Here is a 23,622-nt window from a genome sequence, read left to right as displayed (position 1 = left end):
TTATTCAGGAGAGAAGAACGTCCGACAATTTATGGAGGCAGCAGGCAAGTATATTGATGTTACTTCAGTAAATTATTATGGTACTTGGACTCCCTCGCAACAGAGCATGAAAAATTGGGAAAAGTGGTCGGGAAAGCCATTAATCATCACTGAATTTTATGTAAAAGCCGAAGATTCTGGTCTTGCCAATCAATCTGGCGCAGGATGGGTAGTTAAAACACAGAATGATAGAGGCTTATTTTATCAAAATTATTGTTTGAGCTTACTTGAATCAAACAGTTGCATCGGCTGGCATTGGTTTAAGTACCAAGATAATGATCCTGAGTACACTAAGGCCGACCCTTCAAATAACGATGCGAATAAGGGCCTAGTTAACAATGATTATCAATTTTATAGTCCATTACTAAAATCCTTTAAAGATTTAAATATCAATCGCTATTTACTTTTAGAATACTTTAATAAAAACAACAATGTTAAACAGAAATAAAAATATAATTCTAATTGTTCTATTGTTTTTGATCTGTTCAGCAAGTGTTTTTGCGCAGAAAGATGCTTCAAATATTTATCGGAAAGGATGGATAGATTTCAATAAAAACGGAGTTAAAGATTTGTTTGAAGATCCAAAGCAAGCCGTAGATATTAGGATTAAGGATTTGCTTTCACATATGACGCTGAATGAAAAGTCAAATCAATTAGCTACTTTATACGGTTATGGTAGGGTTTTGAAAGATGAGCTACCAACAGCATCTTGGAAAACAAAAATTTGGAAAGACGGCATTGGTAATATTGATGAGCATCTCAACAACACAACCTTTAGACCTCAAACATTCACTAAATATTCTTTTCCTTATAGTCGCCATGCTGGTGCTATAAATCAAGTACAAAAATGGTTTGTTGAAGAAACTCGTTTGGGTATTCCTGTTGACTTTACAAATGAAGCTATTCATGGTTTGGCCAATGAAAAGGCTACCAGTTTACCTTCTCCGATTAGTATGGGTAGTACTTGGAATAAGCAGTTAATTAATAAAGCGGGACATGTTATAGGGCGTGAAGCAAAAGCTTTAGGCTATACCAATGTGTATGTTCCTATTTTGGATTTAGCAAGAGATCCTCGCTGGGGACGTGTTGTAGAATGTTTTGGTGAGGATCCTTTTCATATTGCCGAGTTAGGCAAGCAGATGGTGCTTGGCGTTCAAGAAGAAAAAGTTGCAGCAACATTAAAGCATTATGCGGTTTACAGTATGCCCAAAGGCGGTCGCGATGGAAATGCACGAACAGATCCACATGTGGCTCCCAGAGAACTTCATCAAATGTATTTATACCCCTTCAGAAGAGTTATTCAAGAGGCAAAGCCTATGGGTATCATGGCTAGTTATAACGATTGGGATGGTGTACCAATTATTGCGAGTCATTATTTTTTAACGGAGCTTCTGAGAGAGCAATATGGTTTTAATGGTTATGTAGTTTCTGATAGTGAAGCAGTTGAATATGTTACTACAAAGCATAAGGTTGCAGAAAATTATAAGGAAGCTGTTCGTCAGGTTCTTGAGGCAGGTTTAAATATTCGTACGAATTTTGATGTTCCTGACAAGTTTATTCGCCCGGTTCGTGAATTAGTAAGCGAAGGCAAATTCAGTGAAAGTAAGCTGGATAGTAGGGTAGCTGATGTACTTAGGGTTAAATTTCAATTAGGCCTTTTTGATCAACCTTTTGTTAAGGATACCGCCGCAGCCGATCAAATTGTTTTTAATGCTGATGCACAAGCTTTTGCCAAACAGATTAATCGTGAATCAATGGTATTATTGAAAAATACGGATAATTTACTCCCACTTGATTCTAAAAAGCTAAAAAGCATTCTTGTTACCGGTCCCCTAGCTATTGAAAAAAATCATTCTATGAGTAGATATGGCCCTTCAAATGTTTCGGTAGTGAATGTATTGGATGGGATAAAAACATATTTGGGTGGATCAGTAAAAGTAAATTATGCTAAAGGTTGTGAAGCTGTAGATGCAAATTGGCCTGAAAGTGAAATTTTCCCATCTGATATTACTGTTTTGGAACAATCAAGTATTGATAGTGCCGTGCTTTTAGCGCAGAATTCGGATGTGATTATTGCTGTCTTGGGTGAAACAGAAATGCAGATTGGTGAAAGTAGATCAAGAACTAATTTAGATTTAACAGGCCATCAGCTACCCTTATTAAAAGCTTTATATAAGACTGGGAAACCGATTGTTTTAGTATTAATCAACGGTCAGCCATTAACGATTAATTGGCCAAGTAAATTTATACCATCAATTTTAGAGGCTTGGTTTCCAGGTGCTGAAGGTGGGACGGTAATCGCCGAAACATTGTTTGGCGCAAATAATCCTGGAGGTAAATTGCCTGTTACTTTTCCGAAAAGTACTGGACAGATAGAATTGAACTTTCCTTTTAAACCTGGATCGCACGCAGGACAGCCAGGTGATGGACCAAATGGTTTTGGTAAAACTAATGTTTATGGTTCATTATATCCATTTGGCTTTGGTTTAAGCTACACTACATTTTCTTACGCTAATTTGAGTTTTAACTCGGATAATTTTAGTGCTGAATCAGATATCCAAATTAGTTTAGAAGTAACAAATTCAGGCAAAGTGAAAGGGGATGAAGTAGTACAATTATATTTTAAGGATGAGGTGAGCAGCGTAACTACTTATGAAAGCCAGTTGAGAGGCTTTGAAAGAGTAAGCCTGATGCCTGGTGAAACAAAGCAGGTAAAATTTACACTTAAACCAGACGATTTGAAACTATTAGATAAGGATATGAACTGGGTTGTTGAAAAAGGAAGCTTTGAGGTTTTAATTGGTAGCTCTTCAGAAGATATTAGATTGAAGAAAAAGTTTACAGTACAATAATTTATAATACATGATTAATACTAATTTGTTCTCTTTAAAAAATAAAGTTATTGTTGTAACTGGCGGTACAGGTATTTTGGGTGATGTTTTTGTGAAATCAATTGCTCAATCGGGTGGAATTGTTGGAATTCTTGGTAGAAATACAGCCATAGCAGAGGCAAGAGCCAACACGATATTAAATGCGGGTGGAGATGCAATTGCTTTAACTGCAGATGTTACTAATAAGCTAGAATTAGAAGAAGCTTGTGAAATTATATTAAATAGGTATGGCCGTATTGATGGTTTGGTAAATGCAGCTGGAGGTAATTTGCCAGAGGCTATTGTTCAACCATCCGATGATATTTTTGATCTTAATTTTGATGGACTTAAAGCGGTAATGAATCTAAACCTTTGGGGAACAGTATTACCCACGCAGGTATTTGGTAAGGTTCTGGCCAAGTCTGAGTCGGCTAGTATTGTAAATATATCGTCTATGGCCTCCCAGCGTGCGATTACTAAAATATTAGGGTATAGCATGAGTAAGGCTGCTATTGATAGTTATACCAAATGGTTTGCCCTAGAACTAGCTAATCGTTATCATGATAAAATACGTATAAATGCCATTGCACCAGGTTTTTTTCTTACTGAACAAAACCGTACACTCCTTACCAATCCCGACGGTAGCACTACCGAAAGAGGTACAAAAGTAATGAATCAAACTCCTTATAAGCGTTTTGGGATTCCTGATGAGCTTGCTGGAACACTAGTTTGGTTGTTGAGTGATGCATCTAAGTTTGTTAATGGAACAGTAGTAAATGTGGATGGTGGATTTATGATTAATAGTGGAGTTTAATAAAAAAATAGAAATGATGAAATATAAATTTAGCCTTTTAGTTTTGCTTTTTGCAAGTTTCGGTACCTATGCTCAAACTAAAGTAAAACCTGACCCGAATGTGCATATTTATTTATTGCTAGGCCAATCTAATATGGCTGGTCGTGGTAAAATTACCGATGAGTTTATTAAAGAAGGGAATTCACAGGTCATAATGCTTAATAAAGAAAATGAATGGGTTTTAGCGAAACATCCACTTCATTTCGATAAACCAAAGACTGCTGGCGTTGGACCAGGTTTAGCATTTGGTGTAAAAATGGCTGAAGCAAATCCGAAGGTTAAAATTGCTTTGGTGCCAAGTGCAGTTGGTGGAACATCCATTTCCAAATGGCAGCCAGGAGCTTATGATAAAGAAACGGATACTCATCCATATGACGATGCGGTTAAACGCATCGAGGAGGCTTTGAAGTATGGAGTTATTAAAGGTTTACTTTGGCATCAAGGTGAATCGGATACAAAGCCCGAAACAGCCGCTAAATATCTGGCGAATCTTGAGCGCCTCATTTCTAGGATTCGTGAAGTTTGCAAAAATCCTGATCTACCTGTTGTTGTTGGAGAGCTGGGAACCTTCAAAGAAAATCGTAAAATTATCAATGAGATGATTGCTCCATTGCCCGAAAGAGTAAAAAATACAGCTATTGCAAAGTCTGATGGTTTGGTAAATAAAGTAGATGATGAATCCCATTTTGATTCCAAATCTTCACAAATTCTAGGTATTCGTTTTGCAGAGCAAATGCTAATTCTTCAAAATAAATCTAATAAATAATTAAAATGACGTTTTCTATGACCCATACCATGCGATGGTATGGTCCTCAAGATCCAGTAAGTTTAAATGATATTCGTCAAGCTGGCTGCGTTGGCGTTGTTACGGCCTTACATCATATCCCCAATGGCGAAATCTGGCCTGTAGAAGAAATACAGAAACGCAAATTGGAAATAGAGTCTTCGGGTATGGAATGGCTTGTGGTAGAAAGTGTGCCAATACATGAAGCAATTAAGACCCAGTCTAATGGCTTTGAAAAATATATCGAAAATTATAAACAATCAATCAGAAATTTATCGGAATGTGGCATATATGTTATTACATATAATTTTATGCCGGTTCTCGACTGGACCCGTACAGACCTTAGTTATACTTTGCCAAACGGTTCAAAAGCGCTTCGTTTTGAGCGTTTAGCATTTATTGCTTTTGATCTTTTTATTCTCCAACGTGTAAATGCCAATTTAGACTATTCCGTTAGTGAAATAGAACAAGCAAAACAGAAATTTGAGGAAATGTCTGAGCAAGAGCAGAAATTGCTTGAAAGGAATATCATTGCCGGACTACCTGGCAGTGAAGAAAGTTTCACCATTGAACAATTCCGTGATATCTTAAATACTTATCAAGGGATTGATGCTAATAAATTAAGAGATCACCTTATTTATTTTTTAGAAAAAATTATTCCTACTGCAGAAGCTTGTGGCGTAAAAATGGTTATACATCCAGATGATCCACCTTATCCTATTCTGGGCCTTCCTAGGGTGGTTTCAACTGCTAGCGATTTAAAATATTTATTTCATAAGGTGCCCTCATTAAGCAACGGACTTTGTTTTTGTACTGGTTCTTTTGGCGTTAGACCAGACAATTATTTAGTTGAAATAATATTTCAATTTTCGGAACGAATAAATTTCCTGCATTTACGTAGTACCAAGCGAAATGCAATTGGAGACTTTTACGAGGATAATCATTTAGAGGGTGATGTAGATATGTTTAGAATAGTTAAGGCTATTATTGAAGTAATGCATAAACGTCAGGTAAATATTCCAATGCGTCCTGACCATGGCCATCAGATGCTAGATGATCTTAAAAAACACACAAATCCGGGTTACTCAGCTATAGGAAGATTAAAGGGCTTAGCAGAACTCCGTGGCCTCGAAATGGGTATATCACGTTCTCTAATTAATTCAAAATAATAATAAGTGAAACAATTCTTAGACGATAATTTTTTACTGCAGAGCAAAACCGCAGAGGAGCTTTACCACGACTTTGCAAAGGATATGCCAATTATTGATTACCATAACCACTTGTCGCCCGAGCAGATTGCAAATGATCATCAGTTTGACAATATTACCCAGGTTTGGTTAAATGGCGATCATTATAAATGGCGGGCCATGCGTGCTAATGGAATAAATGAATATTTTATTACTGGAGCTGCAAGTGATTGGGAAAAATTTGAAAAATGGGCTGAAACTATACCTTATACAATGCGAAACCCCCTTTATCATTGGGCGCATTTAGAATTACAACGTTATTTTGGAATTTTTGATCTTCTCTCTCCGCTAACGGCAAAAAAAATCTGGGATGAATGCAATGCTAAATTGCAAACTAAATCCTACAGTGTACAAGGATTATTAGCCAAAATGCAGGTAAAAGTACTTTGTACTACCGACGATCCTTTAGACAGCCTAGAATTTCACCAAATTCTGAAAAATAGTGATTGTTCTACTCAGGTATTACCAGCTTTTAGGCCCGATAAAGCTATGAATAGTGACGATTTAATAGGCTTAAATGAATATATCGACAAATTAGAAATCTTGTGTGAGCTAAGTATCAATGATTATGATAATTATCTTTTCGCCTTGAAAAGTCGCCATGATTTTTTTGCAGAAAATGGCGCCAGTGTTTCTGATCATGGCTTAGAAAATATCTATTCTGAAAACTTTACTGAGCTTGAAGTTAGACATATTTTTAAAAAAATTAGACATAAGGAACCTTTATCTGAAAAGGAAAATCTTCAATTCAAATCGGCGATGCTTTTTCAATTCGCATTATGGAATCATGAAAAAGGATGGGTGCAACAGTTTCATTTAGGAGCTCTTCGTAATAATAATGATAGATTGTTTCAAAGCATCGGACCAGACGCTGGTTTCGATTCTATTGGAGATTCTTTACAAGCGCAGGCTTTAGCTAGATTTTTAAATAAACTAGATTCCCAAAACAAATTGGCTAAAACTATCCTATACAATCTAAATCCAGCACACAACGAAGTTATGGCCGCAATGATTGGTAACTATCAGGATGGTACGGTTGCTGGAAAATTGCAGTGGGGCTCCGCATGGTGGTTCTTAGATCAAAAGGATGGAATGACTAGGCAAATAAATGCCCTCTCAAATATGGGTTTACTCAGCCGTTTTATTGGGATGCTCACCGATTCAAGAAGCTTTCTCTCCTATCCGCGTCACGAGTATTTTCGCCGCTTATTATGCGACATATTTGGTAATGATGTTGAAAATGGTGAGCTACCCTTTGATAAGGAATGGTTAGGTAAATTGATTCAAGATATCTGTTATAACAACGCTAAAGAATATTTTAAATTTTAAAAAAATGAATCAAGAAAAAATTGGTAAATATCGCTGGACAATCTGCTCATTGGTGTTTTTTGCCACCACAGTGAATTATCTAGATCGAGTGGTTATTAGTTTATTAAAACCTTATTTAGCTACCGCTTTTCAATGGGATGCGGTTGCCGAAGCAGCCAATTATGCGAACATAGAAATAGCTTTTAAAATTGCCTATGCCTTAGGAATGATTTTCGCAGGCAGAATCATTGATAGATTGGGGACTAAAATTGGCTATGCATTAGCTACTGCCTTGTGGAGTTTAGCAGCAGTGGGTCATGCTTTTGCAACTGGAACCATGGGTTTTAGCATAGCTCGTATTTTTTTAGGTGTAACCGAAGCAGGAAATTTTCCAGCCGCAATAAAAGTTACAGCAGAGTGGTTCCCTAAGAAAGAACGCGCGCTAGCAACAGGAATATTTAATAGCGGGTCTAATATCGGCGCAATAATTGCCCCTCTAACTGTTCCATTTATTGCTGAAAAATGGGGTTGGAAATGGGCATTTATTATTACCGGATTAATTGGTTTCATTTGGTTAATTCTTTGGTTTATATATTATGAAGTTCCTGCTAAGCAGGCTCGATTGTCGAAGGCTGAATTTGACTATATCCACTCGGATGTGGAAGATAAATCTATAAAAGAAAATACCGAGAAGGTTTCTTGGTTAACTTTATTGAAGTTTAAGCAAACATGGGCATTTGCATTGGGGAAGTTACTTACGGATCCAATTTGGTGGTTTTACCTATTCTGGTTACCCGATTTTTTAAAAAAGCAATACCAACTAAGTTCCACGGAACTTGCTATCCCCACCGCAATGGTATACATTATATCTAGTTTTGGAAGTGTAGGTGGTGGTTGGCTGCCTTTAAAGCTTGTAAACAAGGGCTGGCCTGTATTTAAAGCTCGGAAAACAAGTATGTTAATTTATGCTGTTTGTGTGATACCTATTGTTTTTGCGCAGCTTTTAGGCTCTATAAATATGTGGCTTGCAGTCTCTGTTATAGGCCTTGCCGCAGCAGCTCACCAAGCTTGGAGTGCAAATATTTTTACCACAGTGTCGGATATGTTTCCTAAAAAGGCTATCGCCTCTGTAACTGGACTTGGTGGTATGTTTGGTGGACTTGGTGGAATTTTGTTGTCAATACTCGTACAGAAAAAACTTTTCGTTTACTATGAAGGTATTGGTCAGATCCAAACGGCTTACTATATCATGTTCGTAATTTGTGGTACAGCTTATTTAAGTGGATGGTTAATTATGCATTTGTTAACTCCAAAATTTGAAGCAATTGATCTGTAATTATTGACAATAAAAGAAAAACATCTTAAAAGGCCTTTGTCCCAAAAGATGATTCATTTTTATCGAAATCTTTTTGAATAAATTTAATTCATCGGATGATATCTTCATCCGATGAAATTTCTTTAAAAAATAGCTTCTGCAATCTTGCGTGTCGGGCCAGGATTACTCATCGTATAAAAATGTAAAACAGGAGCACCAATTTTGATAAGATCTTTACATTGAGCAATCATGTGTTCAATTCCCACTTCTCTCACTTCCTTTTCAGATTTACATTTTGCTACCGCCTCGCTTAAATCTTCTGGCAAATCGATGTGGAATATTTTCGGCAAGCTAATCATTTGCTTAGAAGATGTAATTGGCTTTAGTCCCGGAATGATTGGCACATTGATGCCATTTTTGCGACATAAATCAACAAATTCAACGTATTTTGAATTGTCGAAGAACATCTGAGTTACAATAAATTCGGCCCCCATATCTACCTTCATTTTCAAGTACTTGAAGTCCGTTTTTAAGTTTGGTGCTTCAAAATGCTTCTCAGGATATCCGGCCACACCGATGCAAAACTGTGTTTTATAAGCTGTATCATGATCTTCATGAAGGTAAACACCATTATTCATATTTACCACCTGCTGAAGTAAGTCGGTAGCGTAGGCATGGCCACCAGGAGTAGGAATAAATCCGGAATCTGCATGACGAGCATCGCCACGCAAAACTAGCACATTATCTATCCCAAGAAACTGAAGATCGATGAGTGCATTTTCTGTCTCTTCTCTCGTAAAACCACCACAAATAAGATGCGGCACAGCATCTACCTTATACCTATTCATAATTGCTGCACAAATAGCTACAGTCCCAGGCCGTTTACGATAGGAAACTTTCTCAAGCAATCCGCTATCATGCTGCTTGTAAATATAATCTTCCCTGTGGTAGGTAACATCGATAAAAGGAGGATTGAAATCCATCAGTGGATCAATCGCATCGTAAATACCCTGAATACTCTGACCTTTAACAGGCGGTAGAAGCTCAAATGAGAAAAGCGTTTTTCCTTTTGCGGAGGATATATGTTCTGTTATTTTCATTTTTTTGATCAGTTATCGGTTGTCAGTTATCGGTTGTCAGTTGTCAGTTATCAGTTGTCGGTTATCAGTTATCGGTTGCCAATTATCTTTATCTGACGTTTTCTTTGGTTTTGGTTTTAGATTTTGAAAATACTTAATAAAGCCACTTAATAATTTTCTGCTTAGTTCTGTTGATAGTAGAACTTCTTTAAGTTTAGGTTCATCTAAATAATTTAAATCAAAGCAAAGATACAATTGAGTTTCTAGTTCATAGAGAGATCCTCTTGCGATATGAAAGAATCGAATACTATCTTTCGAATGATTTCTTCCACATCCTTCCGCAATATTTGATGGTACAGATATTGCACATCTTCTTATTTGATTTATTAAGCCATATTGTTCTTCTCTAGGAAACTCTGCTGTAATTGAATAAACTTCTTTTGATAGTTTCCTAGCTTCTTGCCATACTTTTAATTCTGTATATCTTTTCTCTGAATCAGTCATCTCCTTTAATTATTATTTCGAGATAAATTACTTTGAAAAAATAGTTTATAAAAATTTTTACCTTTTAATCATTTATTTATACCGGTTATCAGTTATCAGTTGTCGGTTGTCGGTTGTCAGTTATCAGGTAAGGGACTTTCAATTCCTTTTGTCATTAGTCTGTTAACCGCCAACTGTCAATTCCTTTTGTCGTTTGCCTGATAACTGCCAACTGTCAACTCCTTTTGTCGTTAGCCTGATAACTGACAACTGCCAACTGCCTACCCCTCGTTAATACCCCAAATTCGGGCTCAACCACCTCTCCACATCTTCCAATGGCATGTTTTTACGTTTTGCATAATCAATTACTTGATCTTTATTGATTTTTCCTAATCCGAAATAACGGGATTGAGGGTGTGCAAAATAGAAACCGCTGACCGCCGCAGTTGGATACATTGCGAAGCTTTCTGTTAAGTGAATGCCTGTTGTATTTTCTGCATCTAAAATTTCAAATAATGTTGCTTTTTCGGTATGGTCTGGGCAGGCTGGGTAACCAGGTGCGGGACGAATACCAACATATTTTTCCTTTATAAGTTCCTCATTACTAAGTGATTCATTATTTGAGTAAGCCCAAAATTCTTTACGGACTAATTCATGCATTCGTTCGGCAAAGGCCTCTGCTAGTCGGTCGGCGAGGGCCTTGACCATGATGCTATTATAATCGTCAAAGTTCTTTTCGAAAATAGCCACCAATTCATCACAACCAATACCTGTTGTCACCGCAAATCCACCCCAATAATCGGCGATTCCTGATTCTTTGGGCGCTACAAAATCGGATAAAGCATAATAGGCTTCATCTTTAGGTTTTTCTGATTGCTGACGAAGGGTATGAATGGTTTTGTAGACCTGAGTCCTACTTTCATCTGTGTACAATTCAATATCATCGCCCACAGAATTAGCCGGCCAGAAACCGATAACACCTTTTGCTCTAAGGGATTTATCCGCAATAATTTTAGTCAATAAAAGCCTGGCTTCATCGTATAATTTTTTAGCTTCAAGACCCACATATTGATCTTCAAAAATACGCGGGAAGCTTCCTCGGAGTTCCCAAGTATGGAAAAATGGTGTCCAATCGATGTATGGGACCAATTCTTCCAATGAGAATTCGGTAAACACTTTCGTGCCCAAGAAAGCTGGTTTTTTAATTTCAGTGCTCTTAAAATCTATATTGAATTTAGCAGCTCTTGCTTCTTCTATTGTTTTAAATTGTTTATCCGATTTCTTGCTTAAATGCGATTCACGTGCCTTGTCATATTCTTCACGAATACCAGAAATATAGGCATCGCGATTTTCATCACTCATTAAAGTGCTACATACCGTTACGCTCCGAGAGGCATCGAGTACGTGTACTGCGGGACCAGAATAATTAGGTGCTACTTTAACAGCAGCATGAATTCTTGAAGTAGTTGCTCCGCCAAGGATCAAAGGAATGCTAAATCCTTCGCGTTCCATTTCTTTCGCAAAATGGACCATTTCATCTAAAGATGGAGTAATTAAACCGCTTAGTCCGATGATATCTACCTGCTCCGCTTTTGCTACTTCTATGATTTTTTGTGCTGGAACCATCACGCCAAGGTCGATCACTTCAAAATTATTACAGGCAAGTACTACACCCACAATATTTTTACCGATGTCGTGAACATCACCTTTTACGGTTGCCAACAATATTTTACCTGCATTTTTCCGCTGATTGCTATCGGCATTTGTTCGTTTTTCTTCCTCAATAAAGGGCAGGAGATAGGCTACTGCTTTTTTCATCACCCTAGCCGATTTAACGACCTGCGGAAGGAACATTTTACCCTGACCGAACAAATCGCCCACAATGCCCATTCCGTCCATCAGTGGGCCTTCAATCACCTCTAGTGGCTTGGAGTATTTCTGTCTTGCTTCCTCAACATCTTCATCCAAATAATCAATGATTCCTTTGATCAATGAATGAGAAAGCCTTGATTCAACGCTTTCTTTACGCCATTCTTCATCTTTGACAATTACTTTACCCTTCGTTTTGATGGTTTCGGCAAACTCGACCAAGCGTTCTGTAGCATCTGGCCTGCGATTTAATAAAACATCCTCAACAAGTACAAGTAGATCTTTTGGAATTTCCTCATACACTTCTAGCATTCCAGCATTCACAATCCCCATGTCGAGACCAGCTTTAATGGCATGGTACAAAAATGCAGAGTGCATCGCTTCACGTACGGTATTATTTCCTCTAAATGAGAATGAAATATTACTTACTCCGCCACTCACTTTGGCTAAAGGAAGATTTTGTTTAATCCAGCGAGTTGCTTCAATAAAGTCTACCGCATAATTATTATGCTCCTCTAATCCCGTTGCAACGGTAAGAATATTCGGATCGAAAATGATATCTTGAGCGGGGAAATTGACCTCATTCACCAAAATATCATAAGATCTTTTGCAGATTTCGATACGTCTTTCGAGCGAGTCTGCTTGCCCGGCTTCATCAAATGCCATCACTACTACAGCGGCACCATATTGACGAATTTTGGAGGCATATTTTATAAAGGCTTCTTCACCTTCTTTAAGCGAAATAGAATTGACAATTCCTTTACCTTGTAGGCATTTTAATCCCGCTTCAATAACCGACCATTTGGAGGAGTCGACCATGATTGGCAACTTAGAAATATCTGGTTCTGAAGCAATTAGATTTAGAAATTTGACCATGGCTGCTTCCGAATCAAGCATGCCCTCGTCCATATTTACATCAATTATTTGTGCTCCACCCTCCACTTGCTGACGAGCTACCGAAAGGGCCTCATCATAATTCCCACTCAAAATAAGCTTTGAAAATTTTGGAGATCCTGTAATGTTTGTCCGCTCCCCAACATTCACAAAATTCGTTTCAGGAGTCAAAGTAACCGGTTCCAATCCACTTAGGCGCATAAAGGGCTCAGGTATGGAAGGTACGCGCGGTGTAAATTTGGCTGCTTTTTCTGCAATACATTTTATGTGTTCGGGGGTTGTGCCGCAACAACCACCTACAATATTCACAAAACCACTCGCCATGAAATCCTCCACCAAGTGTGCCGTTTCATGAGGCAGCTCATCATATCCACCAAATTCATTGGGTAAACCTGCATTTGGGTATGCGGAGATAAAGCAACCTGCTTTCTGAGAAAGTTCTTCAATGTGCGGGCGCATATCTTTTGCACCTAAGGCACAGTTTAAGCCAATGCTCAAGAGATTGGCATGGCTCAAAGAATTCAAAAATGCTTCAACGGTTTGACCGGATAAAGTCCTTCCACTGGCATCAGTAATCGTACCCGAAATCATGATTTCAATCTTCCTGCCACTTTCGTTTTCGTAGTTTTTTGCTGCGAAAAGTGCGGCTTTGGTAATCAAGGTATCGGTGATTGTTTCAAATAGGAGCATATCTGCACCACCTTCAATCAAGCCTTTTACCTGTTCGTAATAGGCTTCAACGAGCTCATCGAATGTTACGGCACGGTATCCTGGGTCGTTTACATCTGGCGACATAGACGCCATTTTTGTTGTTGGACCTAGGGCACCAGCAACAAAACGCGGTTTATTTGGATTTTTTTGCGTATATTCTTGTGCTATTTCTTTGGCAATACGTGCACCTTCAAAGCTCATTTCATAAGAGAGCACTTCCATCTGATAATCAGCCATGGATATACGTTGCGTGCTGAAGGTATTGGTTTCGATAATATCTGCACCAGCCTCCAAATATTCGGCATGGATTGCTCTTATTATATCTGGACGGGTAATATTTAATAGGTCATTATTGCCTCTAACATCACAAGGATGATCTTTAAAACGTTCGCCTCTAAAATCTTGTTCTGTTAATTGATAACGCTGAATCATGGTGCCCATCGCGCCATCGATTACTAGTATTCTCTTTTTTAGTTCTTCTCTAATACTCATTATTCTTTTTAAGATATAGGCATTTAGATGTGAGATATGAGATGTGAGATTTGAGAATGAATTATGCTATTAACAATGCATAATCAAGTCCCATTGAACTCAGATCAAAATTTTACATCTAAAAAGGCTTTACTCAAAAAGTCGGTATTCAATGACTTTAACTTATCTTTTCCCGAATATGCGAGATAGAATGTAGCACCTTGTAAGCACAGGTTGCTAAGACTTCGTAGGGTCTAATCCCTCCGTCTTTCTGAATAAGCAGTGCAAAAGTGCAAGATAATTCGCTGAAAAGCAAATTTGTAGGGAGAAATGCTATTTATGACATTAAGATTAATTTGGCAGGAAATTAAAACAGGGCTATATTTTATAGAATTTGTTTGATAAATCCTTTCTAAAATATAGCCCTAAATATTTTATTTTCTTCCACCAAATAAACGGAGAAGCATTAAAAATAGATTGATGAAATCTAGATAAAGGGTTAATGCGCCCATAATTACCATTTTATTTGCAGATGCATCACCATACTCAATTCCGGCGGCGATGCGCTTTAATCTTTGCATATCATAAGCAGTTAAACCTATAAATAAGGCAACCCCAATGAAACTGATGATATAATCTAGCTGACTGCTTCCTAAGAAGAAATTAACGATGCTTGCAATCACAATTCCTACAAGAGCCATCATTAAAATTGGGCCAAATTTGGTTAGATCTGTCTGCGTTCTGTATCCAGCAATGGCCATTACTGCGAATAATAAGGATGCTGAAATAAAACATCCTAAAACAGAAGAAGAGGTATAAACTAGTAAAATATAGCTCAAGCTGATTCCTGTTGCGGCAGAGTATAAAACAAAAATGAGGGCTAGAACAGGAAATGATAATCTGTTCATTCCGAATGACATCACCAAAACAAATGCTAATGGAGCAAACATGGCGATAGTTCCTAAAGTTGTTCTTCCTCCAGTTTGTAAATCAATGAGCATGCTTAAAAGTCCCTGATCGCTAGAAAATTGCCATGCAAAACCTGCAGAGAGTGCAAGCGCAATAAACATCCATAAAAATACATTGGGAAGGAAATTTCTTGAAGTAATTCCGCCTTCACGTTGTATAATTGGTTCTTGATTGTATTGAATAACTGTTTCTTTTTCTGACATGGTATTATTTTTTATCGAATTTACTAAAAATGAACAATATTTTAATGTGAGATGATTTTTTTTGATGCGCCTGTATTAATTATTGCGATTTCTCTTAATATCAGAATCTACTAATTTAATCTCTTTGTTAACTCCATTTCAACATTTTTATAAAGCTGAGAAGGTTTTAAGTTACGCCAAGCCATATCATCTAAATTACCTCCAAAATTTAGGTAGTAATCTATATTATTTCGTTTGAACTCACTGATTACATGCTCTCTAAAGTTTATCCCTGCAATCCAACCATCTTCCACATCTTGAAACCACTCTTCATAATAACAATCGTCTGATGAATGATAGTTGAGTACATTTTCTCCGATGAGGATAAATTTATTGATGCCCTCATCCACCATTAGCTCGATAATTTCGCGTTTAAGAATCATTACGTCATTGTGTAGGGCATCATTCCATTCACCTATAAATTCGATGATGGCAAAACCGGTTTCATAATCGGCAAACAAAACTTTTAGATAAAGTGTTTGAGAACCGAAGAAATCCCATTGGGGATGTATCAGGTAGTTATAGATTTGCTTATCAAATTCAAATTCGCTATATTTTGTTTGATAAAATGGCGAAAGTGGATCTTCAGAAGCGATATAATCGTCTCTCCAGCGATAATATGGTTCTATTTCGTGCATTTAAACCTTATTTTTTAGTTTTTTGGTGCATTTTCAACCGCCTTACGCACGCTACCATATTGATCTAGAAGCGTTTGTGCGGTTTTTTCATCCAGGTTAGTAGCCTGCATGATCATGTTAACTGCGCGGCCAACTAGTTTTATATTGCTTAACTGCATATCAACCATTTTATTGCCTTTCACCTTGCCTAAACGAATCATAGTTGTTGTGCTAATCATATTTAGAACCAATTTTTGGGCAGTTCCTGATTTCATGCGTGTTGAACCTGTTACAAATTCGGGTCCTACAACCACTTCAATAGGGTATTTTGAGGCTTCAGCTACGGGACTTCCTGCATTACATACAATACAACCCGTTTCTAATCCGTTTTCATTCGCTGTTTTTAATCCGCCAATTACGTAAGGCGTAGTTCCAGAAGCTGCAATTCCAACTAGCACATCTTTATCAGAAATGTTAAACTCCTGAAGATCTTTCCATGCTTGTTCTGCATTGTCCTCAGCATTTTCAACGGCTTTGCGGATGGCTTTATCGCCACCAGCAATGATACCTACCACCATGTCAAATGGAACACCATAGGTTGGAGGGCATTCAGAAGCATCCAAAATCCCAAGTCTGCCGCTAGTACCTGCCCCAATATAAAAAAGACGCCCCCCATTACTAATCTTTTCTACAATTACGTTTACTAAGCTCTCAATGGCAGGAATAACCTTTTCAACTGCTAATGGGACCGATTTATCTTCCTTGTTTATTCCATGCAGGAGCTCTGCGACAGACATTTTGTCTAAATCGGTATAATTAGAATCTTGTTCTGTAGTTCTTTTCATTGTTAATATTTTCTGGGACTAAAATCGGAATATTATCTTGTAGCTGATAATTATTTGAAAATAAAAAACCCGTTCCGAAATTTCGAAACGGGTTTAGAGTCGATTTTGATCTGATTAAAAACTAACTTCAAATCCCGCAGTGACTAACCTAGGTAAGCCTACTCGAATTCCCTCAGGTCTTCTGGTGCTTATATATCGTTCATTGCTTAGGTTTTTTACAGCAAGGTTTAAGCTCGCATTGGTCTTTGGAATGCGATAAAATGCATTTGCATCAATAATATATCTACTTTTTAATTGCCCTGTTCTACCATTTGCAGAAGCAATGCTGGTGTTTAATTCATCGGTGAACTGCTCTCCGATATAATTTCCAGAGAGTCTGAAGCCAAAGCCATTCAAAAGGTTCATTCCCACAGCATTCCATATCATTACATTGGCTGAATAGGGCAGGGTATTGTTTTTAATATTTACGGCTTTTCCACCTACAGCAATAAATCGATCACTGCTGTAAACTGAGTTTTGGAGGGTGAGGCTTGATTCTAAAGTGTATGAACTTTTCGATCCAATAATTTTGCCAAAATCAAATTTAAATCCTGCTTCAATACCTTTGTGCATGGTTTGTCCGCCATTGATAACTCCAGTAGCATTTAAATTCCCTGAGGAGTTAGATACTGGAATGATTTGATTTTGAAAATCAAGAATGAAGGCTGTAAACTCGGCACTAAGCACGTTGCCGATGCCTATACGTGTACCAAGCTCATAATTGGTGCTTAATTCAGCATCTAAATTGTATGGCACTCCTTCGGCAGTAATGGCGTCTTTGATTCGCGGTGGAGCAAAACCTTTATGCACTCCCGCAAATAAATTTATTTCATCGTTTATTGCGTAGTTAAATCCAGCACCCGGTATTAGCGCAAAAGTATTGTCGCTCGAAACAATATTCGTATCTCTAATTACATTGTTTACATTATTGATGCGGTATCTTCCACGTAAAATTTGACGTTCATAATCAAAGTTTTCTAAGCGTAAACCTGCATTTAGCGATAGTTTTTTAGTGATATTGAAGGTGTTTTGTGCATAAGCACTGAATGAGTTTCCTGTTCTTACTTCTTTATCTCGTAAAAGTCCATCGGAAGTACTAGCATTTGAGCCCACTACAAATTGTTCATCTGCTTTTTCGTAGAGATAGCGAAAACCTGTTTCTAGCTCATTTTTAATATTGAGGAAATTATGATTGATGCTTAGGCGGGGTTCAATGCCCGCGACTTCAAACTGGCGGTTACGGTTTCCCGTAGAGTTGAGCATGTAAACAGCGCCATTAGTTATGCTAGAATTTCCCCAAATAACACCTGTTTTATTGGAAGCAGAAGAATTAAATGAAAAATCCTGTCTTTGCCAGTTGCGGCTCGTTGTGTATGCGTACGCAGTAGTTTTGAGACTTATATTTTCGTTGATTTGAAATTGGTGTGTGGTGCTTGCAGAAAGTCGCTTGATCGGAATATTATCGTTGGGCGCCATTCTAACAAAATCCTGCTCACCTTGATCGAACATGGTTTGGGTTAAACCGATGTATGTGGAATTCGATTGCTCATCATAAAATCCCAATTTGATTCCTAGATTCGATTTTTCATTGAGCTCGATTTTTATTTTCGCCGAAAGATCGTTAAGTCTGAAATTCGTCATTCCAAGTTCATCGGCTCTCTTGTGAAGGTAAGAAACTAAAAATCCGGTTTTTCCAATGGTATTTCCATAAGATGCAAAGCCAGAGAAATAGCCATCTTTTGCACCTGATAATTTAATTCTAGTTGCTTCGGATGATGGAGGATCTGCCGTGAAAAAGTTTACAACTCCGCCAATGGTTTGTGGACCGAACAGAATTTGTCCGCTGCCCTTTAATATTTCTATTCCCGACATTTTATCGATTGCAGGAGTAAAATACATCTCAGGTTCGCCATAAGGGCCGAGTGCAATTGGAACACCATCTTCAAGCATAAGTATATTGCGACTTCTGTCGGGGTCTAATCCGCGAATACTAATATTTAATCTTAGTCCCGCACCTTCCTCATCCACCACATTAATTCCTGTCACTTTACGAAGTAGTTCATTGGATGTAAGTGGAGCAAATTGTTTGATGTCACGTGATCCTAAAATTATTGCTGAACCTGGAGTTTTACTTATTAAACCATCGCGTTTACCAATTATCATGATTTGTGGCATCTCAATGATGGTGCTGTCTGAAAGTTTAGGGGTTTCAGTAGATTTTTTGTCTTGCCCAAAAAGACTATAACTTAGTAGTAAACTGGTTAAAAGTACCGCAGATATTCGAATCATTTTATTTAGACTAATTTTAAATAGTCTGCAATGATACGGCGAGATTTTGAAAAAATCAAATTATTTAGAATGATTATCAATAATAATTTCTAAATCTTGTTTTTAGGTTCAAATATTGCTTTTTGATGATAATTTCAAGCAATTTGTAGATAGGCGATAGACCTTAATTTAGATTTATCGCCTAAAAATGAATGACTTAGGATTGTATTATTTTATAGAGTCTTTTTTAAGACTGTCTTGCATCAAAGAATCAGCCATTATTGCCGAATTAAGCATTGAATCGGCAGCAGCGGCCTCCTGAAGAGAGTCTTGCTTGTCAATTGTTTGTTGATCTGTGTTATTGCAAGCGTAAGAAAATAAGGCTAGTGGAGCAATTAGAAATAAGATTTTTTTCATGTTAATAATTTAATTTATTTCTGTCTGAAAAATATTTGAATAGGCACTCCTGTAAAATCGAAATGCTCGCGTAATTTATTTTCCACAAAGCGCTTATAAGGTTCTTTAATGTATTGTGGGAGATTACAGAAAAAGGCAAACATGGGTGATGAGCCATTAATTTGTGTCACATATTTGATTTTCACGTATTTTCCTTTCACTGCTGGTGGGGGGTAATTTTCGATGATTGGAAGCATGATATCGTTTAATTTGGAGGTTGGGATCTTTTTCAGTTTATTTTCATAGACTTTTGATGCGGCCTCTAATGATTTGTAGATTCGTTGCTTCTCTACAACTGATGTAAATACGATAGGTACATCAGTAAATGGTGCGATTTTTTGATAAATCTGTTCTTCAAAAACACCAGTTGTTTTAGTGTTTTTCTCGATAAGGTCCCATTTATTTACGAGGATAACAATTCCTTTTTTGTTTTTCTCAGCTAAATGAAAGATATTAATATCTTGTGATTCAATGCCTTCCACAGCATCAATCATCAAAATCACAACATCTGCTTCTTCCAATGCTTTGATGGTACGCATCACCGAATAAAACTCAATATTTTCTTTGACTTTAGTTTTTTTACGGAGGCCAGCAGTATCAATCAGCATAAATTCATGTCCAAATTGATTGTAATGTATGTGAATCGAGTCGCGCGTTGTTCCTGCAATGGGAGTTACGATATTTCTATCTCGTCCAATTAGAGCATTAATTAGCGATGATTTACCCACATTTGGGCGACCAACGATGGCATATTTAGGCAATTGATTTTCATTTTCATCTTCTGGTTCGAAGTGTTTAATCACTTCATCTAGAAGTTCGCCGGTACCTGAACCCGACATGGATGAAAGAGGGTAAATTTCGCCTAATCCAAGTCCGTAAAATACACTTGCGTCCGTAATTCTTTGGTTATTGTCCACTTTATTTACCACTACAAAAACGGGTTTCTTGCTGCGGCGCAATAATTTAGCAATATCATCATCAAGGTCGGTGATGCCTGTTACCACATCTACCATGAATAAAATTACGGTTGCTTCTTCAATAGCGATAACCACTTGTTCGCGTATAGCTGCCTCAAACACGTCGTCTGAGTTAGCAACGTAGCCACCGGTATCAATTACTGTAAAATGCTTATCAGTCCACTCAGCAACGCCATAATGCCTATCACGGGTCACGCCACTGAAGTCGTCAACTATCGCTTTGCGGGTTTCGGTTAATCTGTTGTATAAAGTCGATTTACCTACATTTGGGCGACCTACTATTGCTACGATATTGCTCATTTTTTTTATTTAGTACAAAGTAATTAGTACAAAGTATTTAGTACTTAGTACTGGTTACTCTCATTTTTAAATTATTTCTTATTTTTTTAAAAGATTTTTTTGATGGTTTAATCACTTTTAACTCCACTACCACATCTCCCATCTCACATCTCCCATCTCACATCTAATCGTCGTACCCAAAACTCTTCAAATAGTTCTTTCTATTTCTCCAATCTGGGATAACTTTCACAAACATTTCTAAGAATACTTTTTTCTGTAGGAACTCTTCCATGTCTTTACGGGCATAGGTTCCTACTTTTTTAAGCATTTCGCCGGCTTTGCCGATGATGATATTTTTTTGTGAATCGCGTTCAACGATAATTTCGGAGCTGATCCGAATAATCTTTGCTTCATCTTTGAATGAGGTAATGATCACTTCGGTGCTGTATGGAATCTCTTTGTCGTAGAGTTTGAATACTTTTTCTCGGATTATTTCTGATACAAAGAAACGTTCATTTCTATCGGTTAGAGTGTCTTTGTCGTAATATGGTGGATGCACTGGGAGATTATCCATGATAAATTGCATGACTGCAGGAACATTATGATCATGTAATGCCGATACAGCGAAAATAGCTTTGGGTTTGAGTTTTTCTTCCCAATAAAGTATTTTTTCTTTCACCAAATCCTCGTTTGATTTATCGATCTTGTTGATAATCACTGCGATAGGTGAACTGGTTTTGGCTAATTTTTCAAGGACATCGTTTTCGTCGTACTTTTCATTAATATCGGTGACAAATAAGATGATATCTGCGTCGACTAAGGAGCCATTAACGAAACTCATCATCGATTCTTGCATTCCATACACTGGTTTTATAACTCCGGGGGTGTCCGAAAAGACTAATTGTGAGTCGGGTTCATTTACAATGCCTAAAATTCGGTGACGAGTAGTTTGTGCCTTTGGAGTTACTATGGATAGTTTTTCCCCGACCAAGGCATTCATTAGGGTTGATTTCCCAACATTTGGTTTCCCAATCAAACTAATAAATCCGGCTTTGTGCGACATGAAAAATTTATTTTAAAATATATTTGCAATGCAAAGAAACGAAATATATCTTTGCAGTCCAATTTAAAAGCAACACAATCATTCTTTTGAGCTTTAAAATTGTCAGAGTGCGGGATGGAGCAGTTGGTAGCTCGTCGGGCTCATAACCCGAAGGTCGTCAGTTCGAGTCTGGCTCCCGCTACCGAAGAAGTTAGCTTCTTTTTTTGGCCCGTTCGTCTAGGGGTGAGGACGCCAGATTTTCATTCTGGAAACAGGGGTTCGATTCCCCTACGGGCTACGAAACCCGCTTTACGAAAGTAGAGCGGGTTTTGTGTTTTCGCGTGGTTTGGGAATTCGTAGAGACACTCGGTCGTGTGTCTCATATTTAGGTTAAAATACAGTTTTTGAAAAAAATACACGTTCGTGTATCCCATATTTATGTAACAATACATTTTGTAGAAACACGTTCGTAAAATTCCAAATAAAAAAAATATTGTTTGAATTTTAATCGAAAACTATGGTAATTCTTTGAAATAAAGCTGTGCTTTATAAATTCTAATACGGATGAAATTAGTTCCATATCCATTAGCGCCTTTTTAAGATCGGCGCCAATGGGGATGTATTTTACATATTTCTTGTCTGTTTTTTGAATTCTGCCTGCTTTTATTTTCCAATCATAAAGAATTTGGTGCCATTTTTTAGGTTAAATATCTCACTCCATCTTAAATAGATGATTTCCTCTCTACTACCAACAGCAAGTATAAACAACCTAAAAACATCCTTCATCCAAGTTTGATACAAATTCATTTTCTTGCCATTGTTCTGTACTAAAACAAGGTGATAGGTATCCACAGCATTCCGTATAGCTTCAAAATCCTCCTTATCGATGCTCTAATAGAGTCTATGGCTTAAGTAAACTTGCAAACCACTCTAGGTTGGTTTGCATTGTTTTTAAAACCATTCTTGGTTCATTAGGTCCATGAGCTTGTCTTGGTAAAACCAACAGCTTCACTGGAATATTTCTTCTTCTTAATGCATTGTAAAACATAATAGAATTACCCAAAGGAACTCTTTGATCAGCTTCCCCGTGTTGTAGCATCACAGGTGTTTTTACATTTTGAACATATCTTATAGGTGAATGCTCACTATACATTGACCAATTATTCCAAGGATCTGATTTAAAATAAGAAGGTAAAAATCCTTCAATATCATCGGTCAAATTTTGAAAGCCAAGATCCACAACAGGCGCTCCAATGGAAGCAGCTTTAAAACGATTCGTATGTCCAACAATCCAGCTACTCATAAAACCTCCATAACTCCATCCCATTACACCTAACATAGTCTCATCTGTAACGCCCATTTTTATCACTTGATCTACACCAGTCATTAAGTCAATATAATCTTTACCACCCCAATCCTGTCTGTTGGCCATTCTAAAATTACTTCCGTAACCACTTGATCCTCTTGGGTTTGGTCTCAAAATAGCATATCCGTCTTCACTTAAAGCAGCTATTGGATAAGTTCCCTGATTAGTAGCAATACAAGTTTGACCAAAATTGCCAGCAGGGCCGCCATGTATATTTAATAATAAGGGTACTTTTTTTCCAGCAGTATAGTTTAAGGGATAAGTTAATAAACCTTCTATCTCTAAACCATCGGCGCCTTTCCATTTAATTAGTTCTGTTCTGCCTAAAGGCAATGAAATATTGTTCGCATTAATAGAAGTAATTTTTTTTGGCGCATACTCGTTTAATTTACTTACATATAATTCAGGAAACTGTGATGTGTTTTGTAAGGTGAAGGATACATAAGTATTTGATGCATTTATTTTAGCAGCACCTATATAATTTTTTTCACCCTTACTTAATTCAGTAATATTTTTTCCATCCACACTTAATGTGTAAATACTCGTCAATGTTTTATTGGTCTCCGACCAGACAATATTTTTTCCATCTGCTGTCCAAC

At 37.4% G+C, this 23,622-nt stretch carries 19 protein-coding genes, 2 tRNA genes and 1 riboswitch; of the genes, 9 read left to right on the top strand and 12 right to left on the bottom strand.

The window, feature by feature from the left end:
* The 7 genes from ACIQ0D_RS03930 to ACIQ0D_RS03900 all read left to right on the top strand — a co-directional run.
* Positions 1-487 (top strand): hypothetical protein (locus ACIQ0D_RS03930; RefSeq protein ID WP_395803259.1); only part of this gene is annotated, 487 nt, incomplete at its 5' end.
* Positions 488-515: 28 nt separating this feature from the next.
* Positions 516-2,891, top strand: a complete 2,376-nt coding sequence (locus ACIQ0D_RS03925; RefSeq protein ID WP_395803258.1) for a glycoside hydrolase family 3 N-terminal domain-containing protein — start codon at positions 516-518, stop codon at positions 2,889-2,891.
* 10 nt (positions 2,892-2,901) lie between these two features.
* Positions 2,902-3,723, top strand: a complete 822-nt coding sequence (locus ACIQ0D_RS03920; RefSeq protein ID WP_395803257.1) for an SDR family oxidoreductase — start codon at positions 2,902-2,904, stop codon at positions 3,721-3,723.
* Positions 3,724-3,736: 13 nt separating this feature from the next.
* Entirely contained in the window at positions 3,737-4,528 is a 792-nt protein-coding gene (locus ACIQ0D_RS03915; RefSeq protein ID WP_395803256.1) for a sialate O-acetylesterase, read from the top strand.
* Positions 4,529-4,533: 5 nt separating this feature from the next.
* Complete coding sequence (gene uxuA, locus ACIQ0D_RS03910; RefSeq protein ID WP_395803255.1) at positions 4,534-5,715, top strand: mannonate dehydratase; 1,182 nt, start codon at positions 4,534-4,536, stop codon at positions 5,713-5,715.
* Between the two features lie 6 nt (positions 5,716-5,721).
* On the top strand, positions 5,722-7,122 hold the full coding sequence (uxaC, locus tag ACIQ0D_RS03905) for a glucuronate isomerase (protein ID WP_395803254.1): 1,401 nt from the start codon (positions 5,722-5,724) through the stop codon (positions 7,120-7,122).
* A gap of 4 nt (positions 7,123-7,126) precedes the next feature.
* A complete protein-coding gene (locus ACIQ0D_RS03900; protein WP_395803253.1) occupies positions 7,127-8,437 on the top strand; it encodes an MFS transporter in 1,311 nt (436 codons plus the stop codon).
* 122 nt (positions 8,438-8,559) lie between these two features.
* Here the strand turns inward: ACIQ0D_RS03900 and metF are convergent, their stop codons facing one another.
* The 10 genes from metF to era all read right to left on the bottom strand — a co-directional run bounded on the left by metF (position 8,560) and on the right by era (position 21,678).
* Positions 8,560-9,516 (bottom strand): methylenetetrahydrofolate reductase [NAD(P)H], encoded by a 957-nt coding sequence (gene metF / locus ACIQ0D_RS03895; protein ID WP_395803252.1) that lies wholly within the window; start codon positions 9,514-9,516, stop codon positions 8,560-8,562.
* A 36-nt stretch (positions 9,517-9,552) separates the two neighbouring features.
* A complete protein-coding gene (locus ACIQ0D_RS03890) occupies positions 9,553-9,999 on the bottom strand; it encodes a four helix bundle protein (RefSeq protein ID WP_395803251.1) in 447 nt (148 codons plus the stop codon).
* Between the two features lie 270 nt (positions 10,000-10,269).
* The gene (metH, locus tag ACIQ0D_RS03885) at positions 10,270-13,944 is read right to left on the bottom strand and encodes a methionine synthase (RefSeq protein WP_395803250.1); all 3,675 of its coding nucleotides are present in this window, start codon (positions 13,942-13,944) and stop codon (positions 10,270-10,272) included.
* A gap of 159 nt (positions 13,945-14,103) precedes the next feature.
* Positions 14,104-14,205, bottom strand: a riboswitch (SAM riboswitch).
* 152 nt (positions 14,206-14,357) lie between these two features.
* Positions 14,358-15,095, bottom strand: coding sequence for a Bax inhibitor-1/YccA family protein (locus ACIQ0D_RS03880; RefSeq protein WP_395803249.1), 738 nt, complete (start codon positions 15,093-15,095; stop codon positions 14,358-14,360).
* 110 nt (positions 15,096-15,205) lie between these two features.
* Entirely contained in the window at positions 15,206-15,772 is a 567-nt protein-coding gene (locus ACIQ0D_RS03875; protein WP_395803248.1) for a hypothetical protein, read from the bottom strand.
* A gap of 14 nt (positions 15,773-15,786) precedes the next feature.
* Positions 15,787-16,596, bottom strand: a complete 810-nt coding sequence (gene murQ / locus ACIQ0D_RS03870) for an N-acetylmuramic acid 6-phosphate etherase (protein WP_395803247.1) — start codon at positions 16,594-16,596, stop codon at positions 15,787-15,789.
* Positions 16,597-16,710: 114 nt separating this feature from the next.
* Complete coding sequence (locus tag ACIQ0D_RS03865) at positions 16,711-18,924, bottom strand: TonB-dependent receptor family protein (protein ID WP_395803246.1); 2,214 nt, start codon at positions 18,922-18,924, stop codon at positions 16,711-16,713.
* Between the two features lie 207 nt (positions 18,925-19,131).
* Positions 19,132-19,320 (bottom strand): hypothetical protein, encoded by a 189-nt coding sequence (locus ACIQ0D_RS03860; RefSeq protein WP_395803245.1) that lies wholly within the window; start codon positions 19,318-19,320, stop codon positions 19,132-19,134.
* Positions 19,321-19,334: 14 nt separating this feature from the next.
* Positions 19,335-20,636 carry a ribosome biogenesis GTPase Der gene (gene der, locus ACIQ0D_RS03855; protein WP_395803244.1) on the bottom strand — a complete coding sequence of 434 codons (1,302 nt, stop codon included), beginning with the start codon at positions 20,634-20,636 and terminating at the stop codon, positions 19,335-19,337.
* Between the two features lie 163 nt (positions 20,637-20,799).
* Positions 20,800-21,678, bottom strand: a complete 879-nt coding sequence (gene era, locus ACIQ0D_RS03850; protein WP_395803243.1) for a GTPase Era — start codon at positions 21,676-21,678, stop codon at positions 20,800-20,802.
* A gap of 108 nt (positions 21,679-21,786) precedes the next feature.
* Here era and ACIQ0D_RS03845 point away from each other — a divergent pair.
* A tRNA-Met gene (locus ACIQ0D_RS03845) sits at positions 21,787-21,859 on the top strand.
* Positions 21,860-21,883: 24 nt separating this feature from the next.
* Positions 21,884-21,955 (top strand) — tRNA-Glu (locus ACIQ0D_RS03840).
* Positions 21,956-22,320: 365 nt separating this feature from the next.
* Here the strand turns inward: ACIQ0D_RS03840 and ACIQ0D_RS03835 are convergent.
* Together ACIQ0D_RS03835 and ACIQ0D_RS03830 are read right to left on the bottom strand one after the other, a co-directional pair.
* Positions 22,321-22,509 carry a hypothetical protein gene (locus tag ACIQ0D_RS03835; RefSeq protein WP_395803242.1) on the bottom strand — a complete coding sequence of 63 codons (189 nt, stop codon included), beginning with the start codon at positions 22,507-22,509 and terminating at the stop codon, positions 22,321-22,323.
* 49 nt (positions 22,510-22,558) lie between these two features.
* Positions 22,559-23,622 (bottom strand): prolyl oligopeptidase family serine peptidase (locus ACIQ0D_RS03830; protein WP_395803241.1); only part of this gene is annotated, 1,064 nt, incomplete at its 5' end.

The organism is Daejeonella sp. (genome assembly GCF_044342615.1).
GTDB lineage: Bacteria > Bacteroidota > Bacteroidia > Sphingobacteriales > Sphingobacteriaceae > Daejeonella.
The sequence above is the reverse complement of the archived record's forward strand: the minus strand, read 5'-3'. Positions and strand labels throughout refer to the sequence as shown.